This window comes from Capnocytophaga sp. oral taxon 326 str. F0382, assembly GCF_000318295.1.
In the GTDB taxonomy this organism is placed as follows: domain Bacteria; phylum Bacteroidota; class Bacteroidia; order Flavobacteriales; family Flavobacteriaceae; genus Capnocytophaga; species Capnocytophaga periodontitidis.
In genome coordinates this window covers 23,080-45,965 of sequence record NZ_KB291356.1, presented here as the reverse complement: position 1 = coordinate 45,965, position 22,886 = coordinate 23,080, and the positions used below count along the sequence as shown (strand labels likewise).

Below are 22,886 nucleotides of genomic sequence, written 5' to 3'. Positions count from 1 at the left end.
AAATCTTCTTGCGTTATGAATTGGTAAAAACCTATAAAAAAATCGTATCTCCTCGATTCTTCTAACATCAAAAGAAAAATTCAAGCATAAAATAAAAAAGAAAATTAAACTTATGAAAAAATTTCTTTTAGCTATTACACTAATAGCTCTACAAATAGGCTATGCCCAAAATGAAAAAGATGCTCTCAAAAAAGCAGCTCAACATTATAAAAACTTAGATTATGTAGAGGCTATCAACGCTTATGAGAGTATTGCCAAAAGAGGTACTCAACCTCAAGAACTTTTAGAAAATCTCGGTAATGCTTATTACTACAACGCCGATTATCAACAAGCTAATAAGTGGTATGCCAAGCTTTTTGAAGGCAAAGATGCTAAAACTAACAAGCCTTTCAATATCAAACCTGAATATTACTATCGTTATGCCCAAACTCTCAAAACTGTGGGCGATTACGATAAATCTGATAAGATAATGGATAAGTTTGTTGAATTGGCTGGCAAACAAGATACGCGTGCTGCCCTTTTTCTCAAAAATAGAGATTATCAAGCGGAAGTAAAACGCAATTCAGGGCGTATGGAGCTCAATTTGTTAGAAATCAATACTAAAAAATCGGAATATGGCACAGCTTTCTATGGTGATAACATCGTATATGCTACTTCTAAAAGCGGATTCCTCAAGCGCCGTTCCGATTGGACAGGGGATAATTTCTATAGCCTTTACGAAGCCAATACCGATAGCTTGAAAGCTACTAAAAAAGCTAAATTGAACGGTATCAACACCAAATTCAATGAATCAACAGCTGCCTTTACCAAAGATGGCAACACAATGTATTTCACTCGTAACAACTTCATCAACAACGAAGTGAAAACTAATGGAGACCAAACCGTGCTCCTCAAAATCTTTAAAGCAACTAAAGATAAACATGGCAAATGGGGTGATGTACAAGAATTGCCTTTCAATAGTAATATCCACAGCGTGGCACACCCTGCTCTCAGTCCCGATGGTAAGTACATTTACTTTTCATCGGATATGAAAGGTACTTTAGGCTCTTCAGATATCTATCGCGCTAAAATCCTCAAAAGTGGTTATGGCAAACCTGAAAACTTAGGTGATCGTATCAATACTTCAGGACGCGAGTCTTTTCCTTTCGTGTCAGACGATAATATCCTTTACTATTCATCTGATGGTTTTCCTGGTTTGGGTGGTTTGGATATCTATGCAGTGAAATTAGATGAAGAAGGTAACCCTATTACTAAACCTGTAAACATAGGGCGTCCCGCCAATAGTGCTGAAGATGATTTTTGTTATGTTATCAATAGTAAAACTAAGATAGGTTATCTCACTTCTAACCGCCCTGAAGGAAAAGGAAGCGATGATATTTATAGCTTTTATGAGCATACACCTTTGCGTTTTACTTGTCAATACAGCTTGTCAGGGGTGGTAAAAGATGCTGATACTAAGCAAACTATACCAATGGCAAAAGTAACGCTATGGGGAGCTAACAACACTTTGTTAGAAGAAACTACCGCCGATGAAGAAGGACACTTTACCCTTCTCTACACCGCCGATTGTGGTGATTTGCAATTGCTACTCAAATCGGAAAAAGAACAATACCAATCCGGACAACAATCAGTAGCTCTCAATAGCACCCAAAAAGTAACTGCAGAGGTATTGCTCACCCCGATTCCTCCAGCAACCCCTAAAATAGAGGTAGGTACTGATTTAGCTAAAGTATTGAAGATAGAAAATATCTATTTTGATTATGACAAGGCTAATATCCGCAAAGATGCTGCAGAACAATTGGCTAAAATAGTAGCTATAATGAAAGAACACCCTACAATGAAAGTAGATGTACGCTTGCATACAGATAGCCGTGGTTCTGATAAATACAATTTAGCACTTTCTGAGCGCCGCGCTAAATCTACTATCAAATGGATTGTAAGTCACGGTATTAATAAAAACAGAATTACAGGTAAAGGGTATGGTGAAACGCAATTGGTAAATGGTTGCTCTAATGGCGTTCCTTGTACCGAAAAGGAACACCAAGCTAACCGCCGAAGTGAGTTTATCATCGTACAATTCTAATTGTACATATCAATATTTTTACTTTGCCAAAGGTTGTAACACATTACTACAACCTTTGGCAAAGTTTTTAATTTTATAACCTATTCAAAATCAGTATTTAGAAAAATATTTTTACAAATTGTTTCAAAAATATTTGGCAGTTACAACTATTAGTAGTTACTTTGCAACACAAAGTGCTTCACTATGGAAGAAAATAAATATTTAGAGGATCTACGTGAAATACGCCAAATGATGCGTAAATCTACCCTTTTTCTTTCGCTTAGCGGACTTTCGGGGGTATTGGCAGGAGTGTATGCTCTTATGGGAGCAGCAGGAGTGTATGTATTATTGCAGCACCATTATAACTATTATCCGTATGTGTATATCGAAAGCAAAACCTTTAAAGCTATTATAGCTATTGCTTTAGCGGTGCTTGTAGCTTCTATTCTCACAGCTTACTTGTTTTCAGTGCGCAAAGCCAAACGCAATGGTGAAACTTTAGTAACACCTACTGCTAAAAGAGCATTGTATAACTTTATGATTCCACTACTCACGGGAGGCTTGCTCAGTGTGTTGCTTATCAAAAATGAGTACTACGGATTGTTGGCTCCTATGACGCTTATTTTCTATGGTTTGGCGTGTGTGAACGTGAGTAAATACACCTTTGGTGATGTGCATTATCTCGGTATTACCGAAATTATTTTAGGCTTATTAGCTGTATATTTCCCTGGTTACGGACTCTTGTTCTGGACATTAGGTTTTGGCGTATGCCATATTCTCTATGGAGGCATTATGCACTTCAAATATGAACGAACCCCCGAACCCCCGAAGGGGGACAATCCACAAAAGGAATAAAGTATGATACTATGACTGAAATCTTAAAACGCTATATCGATGCTTCTAATGCTTTTCGCAAAGCAGGAGGCTCTCACGAGGGAGCTATCGCATTGTACGATTTGTTGTACGATTTGCAAGCTAAAACCCAGCGCACTAAAGAGGAAGAGCGTATCCTCGCTGATACTTACACCTTATTAGAATACCACCTTTCGGCTTATGAGACTTTCTTACGCATTGCCGACACTACTAATTATAAGGAGAAAAGCAAACTATTGGTTTTGAAAGATAAAGCCAAAACGCATAAAAATACTTTTTGTATCAAGGATATTCGCAAACTGAGAGCAAAGCAAAAACAGCAACCTTTTCAAATTGGTGATTTTAAGAAAGTAGAGGAATTTAGTTTGGATATTGAGTATATCCTTTCAGCGAAAAAAGTAGTAATTTTTAACAAAGAGATAGAAGGAAAGGATTTTTCATTCTTTATAAACAAAGATACTCCTATAGAAAACTGTTTTAACAAAATAAAGGAATACTTAGAATGGCTTTCGGATGCTAAAGCGACACTCATTAGCTATTACAATGAGCATTGTGCTGAATATACACCTCAAGCTGATGATAATTGGTATGATACTTTAGAGGTATATAGAGGTCGTATGAATGTTTGGAGTACAGGAGTCGCTGCTCATATATCTGCTGGGGATATTTTCACCCCTGACCATTCGTTAGAAATAGATTTTGACGATAAAGAAATCACTGATATAGGTTGGGATGGATAGAAATGAAGACTTTTTTGGCACATATCAATAAGGCTTTTGACCACCGCATTCGCTTAGCAATAATGTCGGTGTTGATGGTCAATGACAGTGCCGACTTTAATACCCTAAAAGAACTCTTAGGGGTAACCGACGGCAATCTGGCAAGCCATACCCGTGCCTTGGAAGCTGAAGAGTATATCACTATTGAAAAATCGTTTATAGGACGCAAAACTAATACAGCTTATAAAGTAACAGAAAAGGGTCGAGAGGCTTTCCAAGAACATTTGAATGCACTTGAGAAGATTATTGGAAAATTAGCAGATTAGTAAATTAGCAAATTTGCAAATTTGTCAATTTGCCCCCGAACCCCCGAAGGAGGACGATCCGTAAAGGAGGAATATTAACTCCTTTCTTTTTTACAAACACACTTTGAATTACAAAGCGCTTTAGTGTTAATTATTAATTGTTAATTATTAATTGTAAATTTAAATATTATGTATCCAGAAAAACCATCAACAACATCTAATGTATGGCAATCAAACACTTTTCGTTTGATGCTTATTGGGGCACTTACTTTGGTATTGCTCATTCCGCTCTTATTAGTGCAAAACTTAGTGAGAGAACGCAAAGAACGTCAGCAGGAGGTTATCAATGAGATTGATAGCAAGTGGGGGCGTGAGGTCTTTTTCTATGGGCCTATTCTCAAAATCCCTTATAAGGTGTATAGCGACAAGAACAAAAATGTTTTTGAAACTCAATATGCTTATTTCTTCCCCGAGGAATTGAAAAATACTTCGAATGTAAAAACTGAAGTGAAGAAGCGCAATAACTATGAGTCGGTGGTGTTTAATGCAACTATGGATTTTACAGGTAGTTATGTAGCTCCTAACTTTACAACTAAAGGAATTGCTAATGAGGATATCAGTTGGGATAAGGCTACAATTCTCATCCGTACTACTAACCTTGCGAGTATTAAAAACGGGGTAAGCATTCAATTAGGGGGTAAGACTTACGCTTTTGAACCTATCTATGAGCAAAGTGATAATGAAAATTATTACTCTGACTATGAGAGTAAAGCTAATGAGGTGTCCTCACTTGAAACAGGTTTTATCAACTATCAGGAGTTTTTGGCTAACCCGTCGTTTAGTTTTACGGTGCAGTACGATGGTAGCAAGAAGATAGCTATTGTACCTATCGGGAAGACGACCGAGGGCACACTTACTTCCAATTGGGCTGACCCCAGCTTTACAGGTAGCTTTTTGCCTTACACTAAACAGATAAATACCAATGGGTTTAACGCTTCGTGGAAGGTGTTGCACATCAATCGTCCGTTTGCACAACAATCGTTTGGAAGTTTGCCAAGCATTGCGCAATACACTTATGATGTAGATTTTATCATTCCTGTAGACCAATATCAACAGAATGAACGCGCTACTAAATACGGTTATTTGGTGATATTTCTCACTTTCTTGATATTCTTCTTGATACAAAGTATCAGCAAGATAAAAATTCATATCTTTCAATACTCAATGATAGGTTTATCCCTTATCTTATTCTATACCTTACTTATTTCTATTACTGAACACAGTAGTTTCTCGTTTGCTTACTTTATATCATCGCTAATGACGATAGGACTTATCAGTTTGTACTCCGTTTCTATACTGAAAAACAAGAAGTTTCCTATTTTTATAGGACTTTCGTTGGCAGCACTCTACGGCTTTATTTATGTGATTATTCAGCTTGAAAACTATGCTTTATTAGTGGGCAGTATCGGTTTATTTACCATTTTAGCTATTGTGATGTACGTATCGCGAAAAGTAGAATGGGAGAGCAGGGGGTAGGTAAGAGATAAAAGATAAGAAGTAAGAAAGACTTTGCCAAGAGTTGTAGCAATAAAGGCTATGACTTTTGGCAAAGTTTTAAATGTTTTGTAAAATACTATCTCACAGTAATAGAGTTTAAAAAGCTATTCATCTCGGTAGTAGCTTTGGAGCTGTTGTTCATTGCTATACATTCTACCGACACTACTTTAGCACGGACAAAAAGCACTATACTACTGCGCTGGGTAACCTCACCCGTAGCGGGATTCACAGCGGAGTAGTTTATTTTTCTACCATAGTGAGCTCCCTTTTTGATAGAGCTTATTTGTGCAGTATTGCCTGAGGAAGCCATCACCCCTTGAGTATAGTTGTTGAGAAAACTATCCGCTACCTCTTTTTTTTGAGTTTCTGAAAAGTTTCTTTCAGCAACTAAGTACTGAGAGCGTTGAGGTAGGTCTACACTCTGCACCATACACACCGCGTTGTCTGTTTGTGCGATATACTGTCGCGCCCCTTGTGCCACACTGTACTGCGGATTTTTAGGGAAGGTTACCCAAATACCATTTTCTACTTCTTTTCTTACTTGTGAAAAGAGAGATAAGGAGGTGAATAGGGTAATGATAAGAAAGAGGTTTTTCATTAGAGTAGAATTTAATTGAGTTCAACTTTGTATTCACGACCTCTATCATCCTCAAATGAGGCTGAACCATCGCTAATGTCTATAGGAGAGAAATGGCTATCATCTAACCATCCACCATTATTCCAATATATTTTGGTAAGTTCTCCGTCTTCCACTTCTACATCTAATGTATAAGTAGCTTCGTGCCCCGTGTCAGGATTGTAAACTTCTACTTCAGCTTCATAAGTACCATCAGGGTATTTCTCTTCTTTTTCATAAGTAGAGTTTTCCTCATAGCCATCAGTGCTATTGTCGTTGTAATAATTTTTTCTTTGGTTGCAAGCAATCAAAGTTAAAAATAGGGTGAGGAGTAAAGTTATTTTTTTCATTGCTAATAGTATTCTATATTCCGTTCTATGATTAAATTTTTACTGTGCCCTTGAGATGTTATTGTCTTAGTCATTTCTATCCAATTGCCTTTACTGTCAAACTTGTATTTACAAGTTACGTTTTCTTTTCCGTCCAATACTCCACCTGCTTCAATTTTTCTAACTAAGTTGCCTCTATTATCATACTCATAGGAAATTTCTGTTTTACCAAGAAAGAGATCTTGAATTGTGCTTTTTATTTTATTTCCTTTTTGGTCATACGAATTTTCTTCTTTATAGATAATTTCAATTTTCGCAGTGCCATTTTTATCAAAGGAAAAATTACCTTCCTCATCTGTTGCATAAACGAATAGATAACGTTCTACTTGATTTCCTTTTTCATCATATCTATAGATATAATAATTATTGGATTTTAATTTCCCATTAGTATTATATGAGTTTTCTTCTGTTATATTACCCTGAAGATCATGTTTATAAACTGATTTTTCTTCGAGATTTCCTTTGCTGTCATAAGTGTCTTTGCTTAATAACAGTCCTTTATTATCATAATTATAAGTATAAACATTAAAGACTCCCCCATTTTTATTATAGGAGATTTCTTTAAGTAATTTTCCTGTCTCGTCAAAAGAAAATTCATTATTAGCAAAGCCTCTTGGAGCTAAATTTCCCTTGTGATATTCACCTGAATATCCTATAGCTTCATAAGGTGTTTCTTTTATAGATTTCACCTTGCCTTTTAAATTCTGTTTATCCCAGTCAGTTTTACTACTTTTGCTCTCACAAGCTACCAAAGCCATAAGGCTCAACAAAAAAAATATTAGTTTCATAAGTGTATTTTTTAGTAATATTCAATAATTCTTTTTGTGATAAACTTAGCTATGCCATTTTCATAGATGATTTTCTCTGTCCAATTCCCTTTATCATCATAAATATACTTATAGGAATCTTTTCTAAGAATTCTATTTTCTAAGTTCATATTAAGCACTCCCTCAGAACTCAATTCATTTCCATTATTATCATATTGAAAATAAAATACCAACTTATATTTAGAATTGGATAGATTAACTAACTCTTCTATTTTTCTATTTTCATTATTATACTTGAAAAATCGTTTTTCTTCCAAAGTGTTTTGTTTATAAGAAGCCTCTTCTACTTTATTATTTTTTTGATCGTAGACAAAAAGACTTCTCGTAGTTTCATCTCCGTTAGAAGAGTAGCCAATTTGTTCAATCAAATTGCCTTTATCATCATACTTATAGATTTCTTTTCCTCCAAATATTTCTTTCCCATCATCTTGAAAGAATATTGTTCTTCCTTCTATTTTTTCATTTTTTAAATTGTACTGATACTCTTCTTTAGCTGTTTCTTTATCTCTTGCAAAAGTAAGTATCTCTACATTATTACCTTCTGAATTATATTTGTAGACTGATTTACTTTCAAAATTTATTTTTGTATCTCCTAAATCAACTATATTTAGAGTACGTATTTCACTTTTCTTATTTTGTTCGTTGTAAATTATTTTTTGAGAAGTTTTAATTTCTCCATCTTTTCCGAAAGTTTCAAAAGACAATATAAATCCCTGTTCATTAAAACTATAAGATCTATTGCCTTCTAATCTTTCTCCTGCTGTAATCTCCCCAAATTTATCAATAGGTTCATAATTGATAATTCTTAAGGATTTGACCTTATCTTTCAATTCGAGTTCAGTTAGATCATTCTTTATTTTATTTTCTTGTGTGCAAGCTACAACAAAAGGCAAAAAGCACACTATTAAAAATAATATTTTTTTCATTGTTCTTAATTTTATAGGTTATTAGAATAGGTACAATCGCTTCCCTTTGCGTGTTCGGCTAGTATTTTTTCAATAAAATCAGTGTTTGTTATTTCTAATGAAACAGCTATTTTGCTTGCTCCTTGAACATCTTTCGATACCCAAGTTGTATTACTTTCACCATAAGTTAGTGTAGTAAATTCAACAGTTTTTTCCTTAAAAAGTACTTTTCCTTTGCTGTTAAGATACTCAACATATAAATTGTATGTATCACGAGGGATCGTAAAATTTGAGTAATTTTTGTAGGTAATATTCCCTGTAACATATCCATATCCACCTTGAACAGTGTGATTTTCCAAACGAACATTTTGTTCGATTTCTCTTTTAATGCTCTCCACTAAGCTATTAAACTCAAATCGTTTTTCAAAGCAAATTTTAGAGATTTCAATGTCGTAGTTATCATCTTTTATACAACCAATTTGTTTGCAGTATTTGTAAAGTTCAGAATATACAAACATAGAAAGCCCTTTGGTTTTTGTAATAATATACTTTCCGTTTTTCTTTTCAACTTCGAAAAGTACTTCATTTCCTTGAGCTTTTCCTATTACAGAAATTGTTCTCTCATTTAGTACAGCATTTAATAATTGAAAATCTTTTAGTGCCAAAAAACGTCCTTCAATTTTTTTTATATCAGGATAGTATAGAGGCAACTTTTCTAAATTTTCAAACGCGGTATTACTTGCAAAAAGACTAACAACTTCTTTTGCTTTGTTGATTTTAGTTTCTTCTGATTCACAAGAAACCAAAGCAAGTAACATGCAGATAAACAATACTTTTTTCATTGTTATGATATTTATTTTATTTGGTTTAACATTTCACAAGCTTTGTCATTGAAGTTTTCACAAGCCTTACGTAGCCAAAATATAGCTTTACTTTTAGACTTTTCAACTCCTTTTCCAAGATAATAGCAAGCAGCTAAGTTATTCTGAGCTTTTGCATCTCCTTGTTCTGCCGCTTTTTTCCACCAATAGAAAGCTTTACTATCAGATTGCTCTACACCAATCCCTTCGCTATAGTAATAACCAATATTGAATTGAGCACTATAATTACCTTGTTGTGCTGATTTTCTGTACCAATAAGCTGATTTTGAATGGGATTGCTCTACTCCTACACCTTCTCGATAACATTCACCTAACCCAAGTTGAGCAAGTGCATTTCCTTTTTCTGCTGCTTTGGCAAACCAATAAACGGCATCTTCGGGAGATTTTTCTACATCATCTCCTCCTAAATAGTAAAGTGTAGCCAAATAAAACTGAGCTTCTACATTACCTTTTGTTGCATCTTCAGTGAGTAGATCTATGTTTACTTTTTGTGCTGAGAGCAAAACTATGTAGAAAAAGCTGAAAAATAGTAATATCTTTTTCATATCTTAAAAATTTATGATAGGTTTTTTACTTTTAGATAAATGGATAAACATACTTATAATAACCAACGATATTATATAGACAAAAGTTAGCCCAAAAAATCCCATAGTGTCATCCTCGTGTGAAAAGCCTGAATTTATAAAGAATATTACTAATGTTGGTACCCATGCTAATAAAAATATTACTATAGCATAAACAAAAGAGGATACTTTTGGTTTAAAGTAAGCAATAATCATACATATCAAACCAACAGCGCTTCCTATAAGAGCTGTGATAGAAGCTATTACAGCTGCCTCTTCTCTTATATAAGAGTCGTTTTTATAAATATAATTATCATAATTAGTTGAGTTTAGAACAAGTAGCCCTAACATAAAAAATACTATCCAAAGAGTAATACCTAACAATAGAGTAGATACAAAAACATTGCTAAGTAATCCTCTATTACGCATATTTTCAATACTATTGTTCCCAATACTATTGCTCCCTCTATCTAAGCTATCTAAGGTTGTTTCATCTTTTCTTATGGGAGTTATATTAATCCCCATTCTTTTTAAAATTTCAAGAGCTTCGGGATATCCATTTTGGGCAGATTTTTCTATCCAGAGTTGAGCTTTATATGTGTCATTCTTTTCAAATAGCAGCATACCTAATTTGTATTGTGCTTTTGGAAATTCTTTTTCAGCAGCTTGAACGTAATACTCATAAGACTTTTGTAAATCACATTCAACTCCCTTTTCTTCACTATACAAATCACCTAATAGGCACATAGCTTCTACATTCCCTAAGTTAGCGGCTTGTTCTAAAATAGGTAATGCTTCAATGTAATTGTTCTGTTCTGTTAAAGATATTGCTTGTTTAAAAAGTTTTTCACTTTGCATTTGAGCCATTACCTCCTTTAAATCCTTAGGAGGAGAGGGTATTTCTTCTATTACTGTAATCTCTTCTGAAGAGCCAAATAAATTTTGAAAAATACCATACATAACAACAACCATTGCTATTAGTAAAATTATGACTATAATTTCCATAAGTTATTTTTTATCCGTTAATTACTGTAAATCTTGATTTTATTTCTTGTTCATCTATAGAAGTAAGACTTCCATTTATTGCATCTTCTTTGACTCTTCTAAAGATGTCTTCTACTAAATTGATAAAATTATTTACATAAATAATTGTATTGTAGTCTTCACTTTTATTGGAATAGTTGTTATCCCAATTCTCTTGAGGAAGTTCAACCACTTTGTTACTTTCCTCTAAGCTAAGTACAAATTTTTTAGGGTAATTATCACTTTTGCTAACCAAGCCCCCATTATGAGCTAAAGCATTTCTAAGTCCTACTAAGGTATAATTTTCATCACTATTTGCTACATTGTTGTAAGTTTTTAAAACTTTGTAGATAGCGTTTTCCTGAGTAGTAGAAGGATTAAAGATTTGTCCTAATTGCTCTAACAAGACAAGATAACACATAATGCCCGAAAAATAGGAATAACCTAAACCTTCTTTCCAAAGTGCTTCCCGAATTTCTAAAACTTTTTTGTCTTTGTCAGTTAGTTTATCTCCTGTTTCTATATTTCTACCACATAAGAGACGAGCTGTTTTCAAATTTATCATAACTACAGAAGTCCTTTCTGGAGTTATTTCCATAGGTTGTTTATGGTCTAATAGTTTGGCTATAAAATCATTCATAGTATTTTTGTTTTTAACATTATATTCATTCTACTGCATAAAAAAAACGTGAAACATTCCTTTTTGCTTTCTCGTAGAAGCCCGACCAAAGGCTATAAGTGCAAAGCAAAAGGAATGCCCACGCTTGTAACGTAGGCATTTCCACTTTTACTCTTCCTGCACTTTTAAAAAAATTGGTCGTTTTCTACGGGAGGAAAATGTAAAGCGAAACGCTAATATTATTTATGTCTTTTAATAGTTATTTAAACACTATTGAATAATGTTTAAATTGTTCTCAGTTGTCTAATTCGGCTGTAAAAGTATGAACAATTTTTACGCTATACAAATATTTTAACATTTATTTTTGGTAGTGAAATCGTAAGTGATTAAAAATCAATAGTTAGTAAGTGTTGCGGAGGGAGATAAACTTTGGCAAAGTAAAAGAGATGTTAGGTGTCAGGTTTCAGGTGACACAGGTTTTTAGGGGATAGTAAAAGGGGGCTGCCGGATTTTATCTGGCAGCCCCCATTGTGTAATTACACAATTTTTAAATAAAAGCAATATTACGTATGAAAAATGTATCTTTCAAAATTAATTCAGTTGGATTTCATCTACGAAGAGTAGGGCAGGGGTGCCTTTACCTTCGTGCCATTCGGGGATTATAGTACCTTTAAGCACTACTTTTACATAACGGGTTTTAGTTTTAGCAAAGTTCAAACTGATAGGTACTCGCTTGATAGGGTCGGTTTTTTCGGCAATCTTCAAAGGTTGCTGAGCGATGAGTTGGAAGTTTTTGCCATCGGGGGAACTATAAATAGCAACTTCTGAGGCGGGGAATATCCAGTTAGGGGTATCGGCTAAGCTACCTGCTTTTAAATTGCTGATTTCTTCTTCTTTACCCAAATCAATCACTGCTTCTACTCCTACACGACCAGGGAAGCCTACCCAATGTCCATCGATATAAGAATCTTCACCTATTTGGGCATCGACTAAGGCTGTAGCTCCTCCAAAAGTATATTTAGGGTTGGTTTCGGTGAGTAATTGTATTTTTTTGTAAGTAGCCTTGTTGAATAAGGATTGATAGCTAAATACTCCGCTTACAGTATCCTTATGTACAGCAACAGCTTTGAGTAGTAACTCATTGCTCAACTTAATAGGTTGGGTATAGAGTGTTTTGCTCGCATTGGGGGTAGAGCCATCGGTAGTGTAGTACACTTTGCCATCACCTACAGTGAGGAGCTCTACTTGAATGCCGTCTTTATTGGCAGCTGGTTGGATTACTGGGGTAACTCCCATTATGTGTTTGGCGTAGTGATAACCTTTTAACTGATAATAGTTTAGCAGGTTCCCCAAACGTTTTAGGAAATTAGGAAAATTCTTTTTCTCGGGAGCTGTCCATTGCACTTCGGCTAAGGCAGCTAATCGGGGTAAAAGCATATATTGAGCGTGTGCAGGACTCGCGATGTATTCTGTCCATAAATTAGCTTGTGCTCCTAAGATGTATTTACCTTGTTCAGGAGTGAGTTTAGGGTCGATAGGCTCGTAGTCGTACACCTTTTTTACGGGAAGGTATTCACCTATGGAAAGCGGTTCTTTACTGGGGTCTTCCCCTTGATTATAATCGAAATACAAACTGTAGTGAGGGGTCATAATAGCACGGTTGTGGCGTTGTGCAGCTGCGATCCCCCCTTCGGTGCCTCGCCACGACATTACAATCGCATCTTGTGAGATGTTGTTACCCTCTAAAATCTCGTCCCAGCCAATTACTTCTCTGCCTTTCTTTTTTAGGAATTGCTCTATGCGTGATACTACATAACCTTGCAATTGTTGCTCGGCGGTGTGTTCTCCATCGCCTTTTAAACCTAAAGCTTTGATTTTAGCCTGACATTTAGGACATTCTTTCCAACGTGTTTTGGGACACTCATCACCTCCTATATGAATGTATTTAGAAGGGAAAAGTTCGGTAAGTTCATCAAAAACGTCTTCTAAAAACTTGTATGAAGCCTCGTTGCCAGCACAAAGCACATCGTCAAACACTCCCCATTTGGTGCCTACAGCATAATCTTTACCGGTACAACCTAACTCAGGATAAGCGGTGAGTACAGCGAGGGTATGCCCAGGTATATCAATTTCGGGGATAATGGTGATATAGCGGTCTTGAGCGTATTTTACGATTTCTTTTATTTGCTCTTGAGTGTAGTATCCGCCATAGGGTTTGCCGTCGAATTGATGGGGTTTATCTTTGAGCAAATGTCCGATAAGCGTTTCTTTACGCATTGAACCTATCTCGGTAAGGCGAGGATATTTTTTTATTTCAATACGCCAACCTTGGTCGTCGGTGAGATGCCAATGGAACTTATTGAGGTTGTGCAGTGCGAGTATATCAATATACTGCTTGATGAAATCTACAGTAAAGAAATGGCGACTCACATCAAAGTGCATTCCGCGATAAGCGAAGCGCGGAGCATCGTTTATAACTACGGTTGGAAAAACTAAGGCTTTAGGGTGGGTTACATCAATAGATTTGCGCAAAGTTTGAATACCGTAGAACACACCGGCAGGGCTTGCACCATCAATAGTAATTTGGTCGCTTGTTACAGTGAGCTGATAAGCCTCTTGGTTTGCGTTTTGCAAATCGGTTTTCAATACAATGCGTTTGCCATTGGTTACTCCAGCTTGTGTTTTTATAGGCATTCCTGAAAGTTCTTGGATATAAGAAGCTAAAAAGGAAGCGTTCTTTTCCTGTAAAGCGTTGCCTTGCGGATAAGTAATAACCGTTTTGGCATCTAATTGAAAAGGCTCTTGCTCAGTGTATTCAATAGATTGTGGTAGTGGAATTACCTCATAATTCACTACAGGTTTTGTTTCTTTACAGCAAGCCATCAAACACAAGGCAAGCGTGCTGAATAAAAGTTTTTTCATTGGAAAATTGTTTAATATTGGATTGTTGGTATATAGGTTACGCGATAAAAAGTTTGTGGCAACAATAGTGTGCGATGTATTTCAGGAGTGGTATTTCTGTTGGTAATGAGCACTTGTTTTTGAGTACTCAAGGCAAAAAGTACGTGCTGGTTATCTATGAATTGAACATTGCTGCGAGTGGTTGAAAATTGTCCTTTAGGCAAGGCAACTTCCAAAGGTACACTTACGGTTTTACTATGTTCGTTTACTTTATAGATAAGTGCTCTTGACCCTGTAGTTTTGTTTTCGCGTGCGTTGTCAATCACTAACACTTCGTTAGGAGCTTGTACCACAGCACAATGGATACCGTGAGACAAGAGGTTTTCGGTAGGTTTAATAGTGCCATTTTTACCCACGCGATACACCAATTCGCCTGTTTTACCGTTGATTTTCCAGAGCTCGCTATCGCGATTGGTGGTCATATAGTAATTGCCTTCGCTATCTTGGTCGATAGAATTGGCGTGAATCCAGTCTTCTTTCACTTTTTTAGTTGTGATATTAGGGTGGTCAAGTGGATTTAGGTGGTCAAAACAGCTCCATTTTTTTACGATTTTCCCTTGGGTATTCATAATCACAAAGCCGTCGCCTGTAACGGTATCTGTTTGAGAGCCACCTTTGCTACTGAGGTCTACTGTTTGGTGAATATAGGTTACTAAACCTATATTGCCATCGGGTAGAGGGCGGCATTCGTGATGTACTTCGCGGTTTCTCAGTTCGGGGATAGAAGCGAACTCTTTTTGTAGCACAATATTGCCAAAAAGGTCTATTATTTTTAGCTTTTTAGCGTTGAACACAAAGAGCCCTTCGGAAGGAGCATCGGTGAGTAAATAGAATTGTTGTGTATCAGGGTTGTAGTTCACTACGGCAGGAGTATCGGGTACGGGTTCATACCACACTACAGTTCCGTTCATATCCATTAGGTAAATATTATTTGATTTGCGGTCGTTTGCTAACAGATATCCTTTGATGGGGTCTTTTAGTTTGTCCTCTTGCAGAGTAGCATTTGGCAAAAATGATTGTACACTTTTAGTTTTAAAGTGTTTTGCTTCAGTTTCTAAGCCGTTGCCATAGCTAATTTTGCAAGCGTATTCGGTTTCGGGTTTTAGAAATAGCAGAGTTTTGTGTTCAGTTCCTTTTCCTTGATAAGTATTGGTGTGTTGTACTTGTGAGGGTTGGTTCACTTCCCAATAGAAAATGCGGAAAGGTGTTTCACTGCTAAAAGTAGCAGTTACTTCGGCACGAAGGAAATTTGTTCCACTCAAAGCAACCGAAAAATCAGTTAGGGAGCCTTGATAAGTAGCGATGTTATCATCTTTTTTACAAGAGATTAAAACTACTCCTATGGTTATAAACAAAATAATAATCGATTTTTTCATATTTATTTAGGTTTATATTTAAGTTTTTTTCAATTGTTTTAATGAGGGAAAGCGTTATTCATTATCAGGATTTACAGGTTCAATAGCATTAGTAAAAGGTTCATACATCACATAATCCCATAAAGCATAATGGTCTTTAGTAGGGATGTGGTCGCCTATAAAATCTATATTTTCTACACTGCAAAAGATGCGGAAAGGATATTGTTGTCCGTAGTTGAGTTCTTTCTGGAGGTGTTGTACTCCATCGATGAGCCACGTAGCAATGTAATGGTTATTTTGAGGGTTGATAGTTAATTTTATTTGGAAAGTATGCCATTGGTCACTATCTATAAGTACTTCAGCATTTTGAGCCCAAGGATTATTTTGGCTGGTCATAAACACTACGACCTGACCTTCTTTTGCGCCTAATTTCTTTCTGCGTTTAGCATCACCTGAGCCTACTTCAAAATCTATTTCGTGTCCTTCACTGTTATACAAGAAAGAGCCTATACTTGCCCACGCACCAGTTTCCATTGGTGGAATGTAGGTGCGCCAAGTGTAGATACCAGCCCCGTAACGGTGTACTGTTTTTTGTTTTTTGCGTTGTTCAGTATAAGCTTTTGTCCATATTTTCATAGCCCATCCATCTTTGGCGTAAGAATCACTTACTGCTTTAGCATAAGTTTCTTTGTCCTTTCCTTGCGGGTAATCCTCATCCTGATTGCCTAATAACCAACCATTGAGAGATTTAAAATCCCATAGCATTACTTTGGTTTTATCAATGGTTACTTCAGGAATATCATTTGATTGTTTGCTACAACTCGCACAAAGGCTCAAAAAAGCAAAAGTTAAAAATAGGTTTAGTTGTTTCATATAATTTTATTAGTTTTCTTTTTTAAGAAAAAGGGGCTATGAGAGAGGATAGCCCCTTTTTGGAAAAAATCAATTTGCCATTTATAGAGATAAACATTGATTCACTACTAATAGGCGGTATATTCAATAAAGTTGAAAGTAGCGTTATATTTTTTAGTAGGATCTTCCAGTTTATTACCAGGTAGCCAATCGCCTCTATTAGATTCGGCACTGATACCTAATTCAAACTTAAAGTCATCTTCACCAAAGTTAGTTTTAAGTGTTTGTATTGGTTTATCATCTAAATAATATACCGCTACATATTTATTACCTGCTTTTTTCAATTCGATGGTGAATTTATAATCTTTATTAGGTTGTAAGACTTGTTTGTAGCTTGACAAACCAGGTTCGGCAGAAGCGATAAACAAGAGCATTTCACCTTGTTTAGCACCGAGGCGAGTGCGGTCTTCATCTTTTCCATAACGAGCTACCATTTGGAACAAGCGTTCTATAGTTTTTGGGGTATCGGTATAGAAATAGAGAATCATTCCCATTTGTATTTTAGCCGACTCGTTTACTTCAGGCAAACGGATAGAGCAAGTGTATTTACCATATCCTACTTGAGGTTTGTAATATGCTTTTGACACATTGCAATAAGAATTGGTGGTAAGGATTAATTTGCCGTTATCTAATTTGCTAAAGGCAGGTCCGTCGGCTCCTACATTTGTCCATTTGCCCCAATCATTAGGGAAAGTATTGAAATCCCAGCGTTTTACTTCTCCTTTATCGGGTTCAGGGGTTTCGTCTATTGGATTTGTTTGTGTAGAAGGTTCTACAGGGGCTATAGAGTAAGAATAAGGGGTATAAGTTACATAATCCCACAAACCATAGTTTTCTTGGTAAGGCCAGTTATCACCTATAAATTTAAGGTTTTCGGTACTACAGAAGATGTGGAAAGGGTGTTCTTGGCCGTAGTTAAGCTGTTGAGCGGCACATTTTATCTCATCGATAATCCAAGTTGCAAAATATTTATCGCCAATTAATTGCAAGTCGATTTTAAAGGTATGCCAAGCATTCTTTTTGATTTTTATTTTTTGTTGTACAAAAGGATTATCTTGACTGGTGATGTATGCAATCACTTCATCATCGGAAGTTTTAAGGGTTTCACGTTCTTTAGCGGTACCAGAACCCACTTCAAAATCGAGTTCGTGTTTGTCGCTATTCCACAACCAAGAACCTATGCTCACACGTTCAGTGGCTCCCAAGTCGGAAATATAGGTACGCCAAGTATAGAGCCCAGCACCGTATTGTTTTTTGGTTTTGAGCTTTTTGCGTTGTTGCGTATTGGCTTCGGTATAGATTTTCACTACTTTACCGTCTTCAGCTTGTGTATTGCTTTCGAGAGAGGTTTGTGAAACATTGGCATTTTCACCTTGACTGGCATTGATCCAATCGTTGGTGTTGTCGAAATTCCATTTGATTTGTTTGGCAGTATCAGCGGAGCCTGTTTGAGGTGTGCCTATCTCACTTTTAGGGTTCTCACTAAAACGCCCGTCAACATCGCTTTTACTACAGCTGATGGTGCTGAGTATCGCTGCAACTATTAGTATAGGTTTAGTATAGGTTTTCATATTTTGTTATGTTTAAAATTATTGTTCTCTAAAGGAGCGGTTATTTTGCAAGTCGGGAAATTTATTGCTATATACGCTTGGTATAGGGTAATAACGACGCATATCGTACACTTTTAGAGGACTGTTGAACTTAGGATATACTTTCCATTGAGGGCTTAAGTCGTAAGGTTTTTTTACTACATTAGGGTCTCTTCTCGCATTGAGATTAGTTTGTTTAATTTCTAATTTTTGTTTGATAGTGTCCATATACTTATCTAAGCGATCTTTCCACAAGCCCATACGGATAAGGTCGATACGGCGCAAGCCTTCCATATTAAATTCAAAGAGGCGTTCGTCGCACAATTTGCTACGCATTTCTTCTTTTGTAGGGAAATTAGCCAAGATGTAATTGTGAGAACTACCTTGAAAAGCTCTTTGGCGTATTTGGTTTATCAAATCTACAGATTCTTGATTAGGGCCATTGAGTTCATTGAGTATTTCGGCTTTAGAGAGCAGTACATCGGCATAGCGCAATAGAGGTAGGTTGTTGGGTGTATTATAATTGTAAGTACCTGCTTTTTCGTAGAAATACTTATCGGTATACACATTGGCGAGCTCTGTAATACGAGGGCTTGAAGCCTCGTTGTTGAGGGTGCCCATTTGAGTTAAAGTAGGAGCGACATATTTTTGATTGGCATCATTAACATTTAAAAATTCGCCTTTGATAAATTGGGTTAGTCGTTCGTCGCTACTATCAAACTGCCAATAGAGTTCTAAAGGCACATTGAAGATGTCCCAACCTTTGTTGTAATCCCAAGAAGTGAAATAGAGTGCTAAATCGGAAGCTCCTGAGGGTACTGATTCACTACTACGCACTGCAAAGATAATTTCGCTGTTGTAAAGAGAAGCACGTGTACGTGGGTCGAAAGGATCGAAGGGGTGCGCGAGCAAGGTGTATTTACCAGTAGCGATTACTTGGTTAGCATAAACTAAAGCCGCTTGCCAAGCAGCAGTAGCATCACTACCTTCTTCGCGTAGGCGGCCTGCTTTACGCATATAGAGACGCATTAAGTAACCATAAGCAGCCCCTTTGGTAGGTCGACCAGCATCACTTCCGTTTACACTCCACTCTAGAGGTAAATTATTAGTTGCGATAAGCAAGTCTTGTTCAATTTGGTTATCGAGTTCTTCTACAGTAGCTAAAGTAGGATTAGCGGTAGCAGCATAGTAACCATTGGTAATTAGAGGAACACGGTAGAAAGTGTTAGTGAGCTGATAGTAGGCGAAAGCGCGCATAAAGTGAGCTTCGGCTAAAAGTTCTACTTTCTTATCGGCGGTTTTAAAACGGGTTTCGGGTATCATTGTTATATTATCAATAGCAGTATTGGCACAACCTATCATTTGCCAATTGCCATTATAGCTTGTTAATAATTGGATGTTACCTGTAAGCCCATTATTATTTAAAATTTCGAAGTCGTTACCTTCTTTGAATCCGTCATCGGTAGAAAGGTCGTTGATGTAGAAGGTACTTGGGTGAGTGGCAGAGTTTAAATATCTATAGATACCATTTACCCCTTCTTGAGCGTTTTCTTCAGTAGTGTAGGCATTATTTACGTTGTAAACAGAGGAGAGATCCTCTTTTAGTTCACAAGCTGTAAATGATAAGCCTAAGGCAGCTACTAAGATATATAGTTTGTAATTCGTTTTCATTTTCTTTTAGTGTTAAAATGTTAATTTCACTCCAAAGTTGATAGTGCGATAAGCAGGATAAGAGTTCAAATCTAACCCTTGTGCGATGGCACTGCTACCATTGGTACTGATATCGGGGTCAAAACCTTGATATTTAGTAAAGGTGAGCAGATTTTGACCACCTACGAACATACGCATTGTTTTGAGGGTTTTCATATTCCATTTGTTACCATTGAAAGTATACCCTAATTCGATATTGCGGAGTTTTACAAAATCGGCATCTTCTACGAAGCGAGAGTTTACATAGGAGCCATAAAGCAAACCGTCATTTTTTTGATAGCCGTTACGAGGAACGCTATTGGAAGCGTGAGCGCGAGTCCAGCGATCGGATGAGGCGGCTAAACGATTGTTATCTTCGAGGTAGATGCGTGTAAGGTTGAGCATTTTAGCACCTAAAGAAGCTTCAAAGAAGAAAGAGAAGTCAAAATCTTTATAAGTGAAGCTATTGTTGAGCCCAATGATAGTTTTAGGGATACCAGTTCCTAGTACAGTACGGTCGTTTTCGTCTATTTTACCATCGCCATTAAGGTCTTTAAACTTAGGATCACCAGGCACAGATTTGATTTGAGGGGCATATTGTTCTCCTTGCTGGATAATACCGTCGAACACATAACCATAGATAGCACTGAGCGGTTCACCTTCTTTGAGCATCATATATTCTTTTTCTTCATAAGAACCGTGAGGGCGTATGTATTGGAAACGAGGTTTGCCATCATTGAGTTTTAACACTTCGCTGCGGTTGTGAGCAAAATTGAAAGCGGTATTCCACGTAAATCCTTTTTTATTAATATTAGTAGATTTGATAGCTATTTCATATCCGCGATTTTCTACTTCACCATCGTTTACCATCATAGCGGTATACTCGAAACGGCGGCCATCGTTTACATAGTTAGGGAAACCACCAGAAGGGTGAATAGGGTCGGGGTTTAACAAATCGTGAGTACGCTTGATGTAGTAATCAAAGCTGAGTTCAACACTTGCAATATTCAAATCAATACCGGCATTCCATTGTGCGGTAGTTTCCCAACGGAGTTTTGGATTATAGGGGTTGGAAGGATACATACCTTTAGTGCCTTCAGTACCTCCTATGTACACATCGCGTACAGAATATTGGTATTGAGAGAGTCCAAATCGGATACCATCATTACCGCTAAGTCCGTAACTGGTGCGCAATTTGATACGAGAAATCACGGGTTTTGTCCAAGCCATAAATTTTTCTTCGCCTAAGTGCCAAGCTAAAGAGCCTGCGGGGAAAATTCCCCAACGATAGTCGGCTCCAAACACTGAAGAACCATCGGCACGAACAGAAGCATTTAGGATATAACGGTTGTTAAAAATGTACTCGGCACGACCAAAAACAGAACCTTTTTTGATAGAAGATTCTCCGGAGCCTATCCAATCTAAGTGTTGGGCAGCGCCGATGTTTTTGAAGGAGAAGACATCAGAAGCGAAACCATAGGCTTGAACTTCATCACCTTTGCCCCTTTGATAAATGTAAGAAGTACCTGCGGTTACTTTTATATCGTGTTTACCTTCCATTTTAGGGTGATAAGTAGCAACACCTTCAATTTGGTGTTTTACGTTTTCTTCGTGGCTAAGGAAGGCTTGACCTTTATAAGCTTGACCGATAGAGGTAGAGCGGTCATAGTATTTTTCGGTTTTTAGATGGTCGTAAGCATAAGTGTAACGACCGTTGATAGTAAGAGAAGGCAATAGGTCAATATCGGCATAAGCGGTAGCATACATCGTATTGAAGTGGCGATAGAGTTGAGCTCCATTCATTTCTTCGAACACTGCTGGACGACGAGCTTTAATTCCAAAGACATCAAAACCTTCTTTGTTTTTCCAAGGCTCTAAGTTAAAAATACGGTACATTATATTTTTATCGGAAGAGATAGTACCCATATCTAAGAATTTCTTTTTAGACTGGGAAAAGTTCATATTAGCTCCAGCTCTTACTTTTGGGCTAATTTTATACTGTAAATTCACACGTCCGCCGTAACGGCTATAATCAGTATTGAGCAATATACCAGGTTCAGTGAGGTAATTAGCCGACATAAAAGCAGAAAGGCGGTCGGTACCTCCTGATACTGAAAGTTGATGTAATACAGTAAAAGCATCGTGAGTAGTTTCTTTGAGCCAATCGGTACCTTTACCGCGGTAAGTAGCTTGAGCAGCAGTCCATTTATTATATTTAGCTAACCCAGTTTCATTATATAGGCGGCGAGTAAGAGCAATGGTTTCACCAGCATCGAGTAAATCCCAAGGGTTATACATATTTTTAAAAGCCGTTTGGTTAGAATACTCTACATTGAAAGAACCTTCTTTACCTTTTTTAGTAGTGATAAGGATGACCCCATTGGCACCACGAGCGCCATAAATAGCAGTGGTAGAAGCATCTTTTAAGATTTCTATAGACTCGATGTCGTCTATACTAATTTGCGACATATTGTCGGTTTGAAATCCGTCGATTACATATAAGGGTTCATTATCGGCACTCACTGAAGAAGCACCACGTACACGGATAGATACATTACCACCAGGTTCTAATGAATTCTGACGTACTTGTACACCTGATGCACGCCCTTTGAGCATCTGCGACATATCGGCTACTACCCCAGCTTTCACATCGTCTGTTTTAATAGAGGTGATAGCACCTGCTAAGTCACGTTTTTTAGTAACTCCATACCCCACAACTACAACTTCTTCGAGCTTTTTTTGTTCATCAGCCAAAGCAATGTGCAAAGGCACAGGGGTATTGGCTGTTACTTTTACATTCTGGGTTACATACCCCATAAAAGAGACTTCTAAGGTCTGTCCCACCGCTACATCTATGGAGTATTTACCATCCATATCGGTGCTGACACCTTTGGTAGTTCCTTTCACTACTACTGAAGCACTCATCAAAGGCTCCTTAGTAGTAGCATCGCTGACAGTTCCACGAATGGTGCGTTGTTGTGCATAACTCCAACTCACTAATAATAGTAGAACTGATAAAAATAGATTTCTTTTCATACAAT

The 22,886-nt window shown here is 36.9% G+C and carries 19 protein-coding genes; 5 read left to right on the top strand and 14 right to left on the bottom strand.

The window, feature by feature from the left end:
• The first annotated feature begins 112 nt into the window (after window positions 1-112).
• The 5 genes from HMPREF9073_RS00400 (at window position 113) to creD (ending at window position 5,495) form a co-directional block, all read left to right on the top strand.
• On the top strand, window positions 113-2,083 hold the full coding sequence (locus HMPREF9073_RS00400) for an OmpA family protein (protein WP_009412007.1): 1,971 nt from the start codon (window positions 113-115) through the stop codon (window positions 2,081-2,083).
• A 183-nt stretch (window positions 2,084-2,266) separates the two neighbouring features.
• Window positions 2,267-2,917 carry a DUF308 domain-containing protein gene (locus HMPREF9073_RS00395; RefSeq protein WP_009412006.1) on the top strand — a complete coding sequence of 217 codons (651 nt, stop codon included), beginning with the start codon at window positions 2,267-2,269 and terminating at the stop codon, window positions 2,915-2,917.
• 11 nt (window positions 2,918-2,928) lie between these two features.
• Complete coding sequence (locus HMPREF9073_RS00390) at window positions 2,929-3,675, top strand: hypothetical protein (protein ID WP_009412005.1); 747 nt, start codon at window positions 2,929-2,931, stop codon at window positions 3,673-3,675.
• Between the two features lie 2 nt (window positions 3,676-3,677).
• Complete coding sequence (locus HMPREF9073_RS00385) at window positions 3,678-3,980, top strand: transcriptional regulator (RefSeq protein WP_009412004.1); 303 nt, start codon at window positions 3,678-3,680, stop codon at window positions 3,978-3,980.
• A 168-nt stretch (window positions 3,981-4,148) separates the two neighbouring features.
• Window positions 4,149-5,495 (top strand): cell envelope integrity protein CreD, encoded by a 1,347-nt coding sequence (creD, locus tag HMPREF9073_RS00380; RefSeq protein WP_034554979.1) that lies wholly within the window; start codon window positions 4,149-4,151, stop codon window positions 5,493-5,495.
• Window positions 5,496-5,592: 97 nt separating this feature from the next.
• Here the strand turns inward: creD and HMPREF9073_RS00375 are convergent, their stop codons facing one another.
• From HMPREF9073_RS00375 to HMPREF9073_RS00310, 14 genes are all read right to left on the bottom strand, one after another.
• Window positions 5,593-6,114 carry a hypothetical protein gene (locus HMPREF9073_RS00375; RefSeq protein ID WP_009412002.1) on the bottom strand — a complete coding sequence of 174 codons (522 nt, stop codon included), beginning with the start codon at window positions 6,112-6,114 and terminating at the stop codon, window positions 5,593-5,595.
• Window positions 6,115-6,125: 11 nt separating this feature from the next.
• Window positions 6,126-6,482, bottom strand: coding sequence for a hypothetical protein (locus HMPREF9073_RS00370; protein ID WP_009412001.1), 357 nt, complete (start codon window positions 6,480-6,482; stop codon window positions 6,126-6,128).
• A gap of 2 nt (window positions 6,483-6,484) precedes the next feature.
• Window positions 6,485-7,309 carry a hypothetical protein gene (locus tag HMPREF9073_RS00365; RefSeq protein ID WP_009412000.1) on the bottom strand — a complete coding sequence of 275 codons (825 nt, stop codon included), beginning with the start codon at window positions 7,307-7,309 and terminating at the stop codon, window positions 6,485-6,487.
• An 11-nt stretch (window positions 7,310-7,320) separates the two neighbouring features.
• Window positions 7,321-8,274 (bottom strand): hypothetical protein, encoded by a 954-nt coding sequence (locus tag HMPREF9073_RS00360; RefSeq protein WP_002681423.1) that lies wholly within the window; start codon window positions 8,272-8,274, stop codon window positions 7,321-7,323.
• Window positions 8,275-8,285: 11 nt separating this feature from the next.
• Complete coding sequence (locus tag HMPREF9073_RS00355) at window positions 8,286-9,095, bottom strand: hypothetical protein (protein ID WP_002681419.1); 810 nt, start codon at window positions 9,093-9,095, stop codon at window positions 8,286-8,288.
• 11 nt (window positions 9,096-9,106) lie between these two features.
• Window positions 9,107-9,679 (bottom strand): tetratricopeptide repeat protein, encoded by a 573-nt coding sequence (locus HMPREF9073_RS00350; protein WP_009411999.1) that lies wholly within the window; start codon window positions 9,677-9,679, stop codon window positions 9,107-9,109.
• Window positions 9,680-9,682: 3 nt separating this feature from the next.
• Entirely contained in the window at window positions 9,683-10,702 is a 1,020-nt protein-coding gene (locus HMPREF9073_RS00345) for a tetratricopeptide repeat protein (protein WP_009411998.1), read from the bottom strand.
• A 10-nt stretch (window positions 10,703-10,712) separates the two neighbouring features.
• A complete protein-coding gene (locus HMPREF9073_RS00340; RefSeq protein ID WP_009411997.1) occupies window positions 10,713-11,360 on the bottom strand; it encodes a hypothetical protein in 648 nt (215 codons plus the stop codon).
• Window positions 11,361-11,930: 570 nt separating this feature from the next.
• Window positions 11,931-14,261, bottom strand: coding sequence for a family 20 glycosylhydrolase (locus tag HMPREF9073_RS00335; RefSeq protein ID WP_034554976.1), 2,331 nt, complete (start codon window positions 14,259-14,261; stop codon window positions 11,931-11,933).
• Between the two features lie 11 nt (window positions 14,262-14,272).
• Entirely contained in the window at window positions 14,273-15,676 is a 1,404-nt protein-coding gene (locus HMPREF9073_RS00330; RefSeq protein WP_009411995.1) for an aryl-sulfate sulfotransferase, read from the bottom strand.
• A gap of 54 nt (window positions 15,677-15,730) precedes the next feature.
• Complete coding sequence (locus tag HMPREF9073_RS00325) at window positions 15,731-16,528, bottom strand: hypothetical protein (protein WP_009411994.1); 798 nt, start codon at window positions 16,526-16,528, stop codon at window positions 15,731-15,733.
• A gap of 107 nt (window positions 16,529-16,635) precedes the next feature.
• A complete protein-coding gene (locus HMPREF9073_RS00320) occupies window positions 16,636-18,138 on the bottom strand; it encodes a hypothetical protein (protein ID WP_009411993.1) in 1,503 nt (500 codons plus the stop codon).
• Window positions 18,139-18,156: 18 nt separating this feature from the next.
• Complete coding sequence (locus HMPREF9073_RS00315; protein ID WP_009411992.1) at window positions 18,157-19,827, bottom strand: RagB/SusD family nutrient uptake outer membrane protein; 1,671 nt, start codon at window positions 19,825-19,827, stop codon at window positions 18,157-18,159.
• A gap of 12 nt (window positions 19,828-19,839) precedes the next feature.
• A complete protein-coding gene (locus HMPREF9073_RS00310) occupies window positions 19,840-22,881 on the bottom strand; it encodes a TonB-dependent receptor (protein WP_009411991.1) in 3,042 nt (1,013 codons plus the stop codon).
• Window positions 22,882-22,886 lie beyond the last annotated feature (5 nt).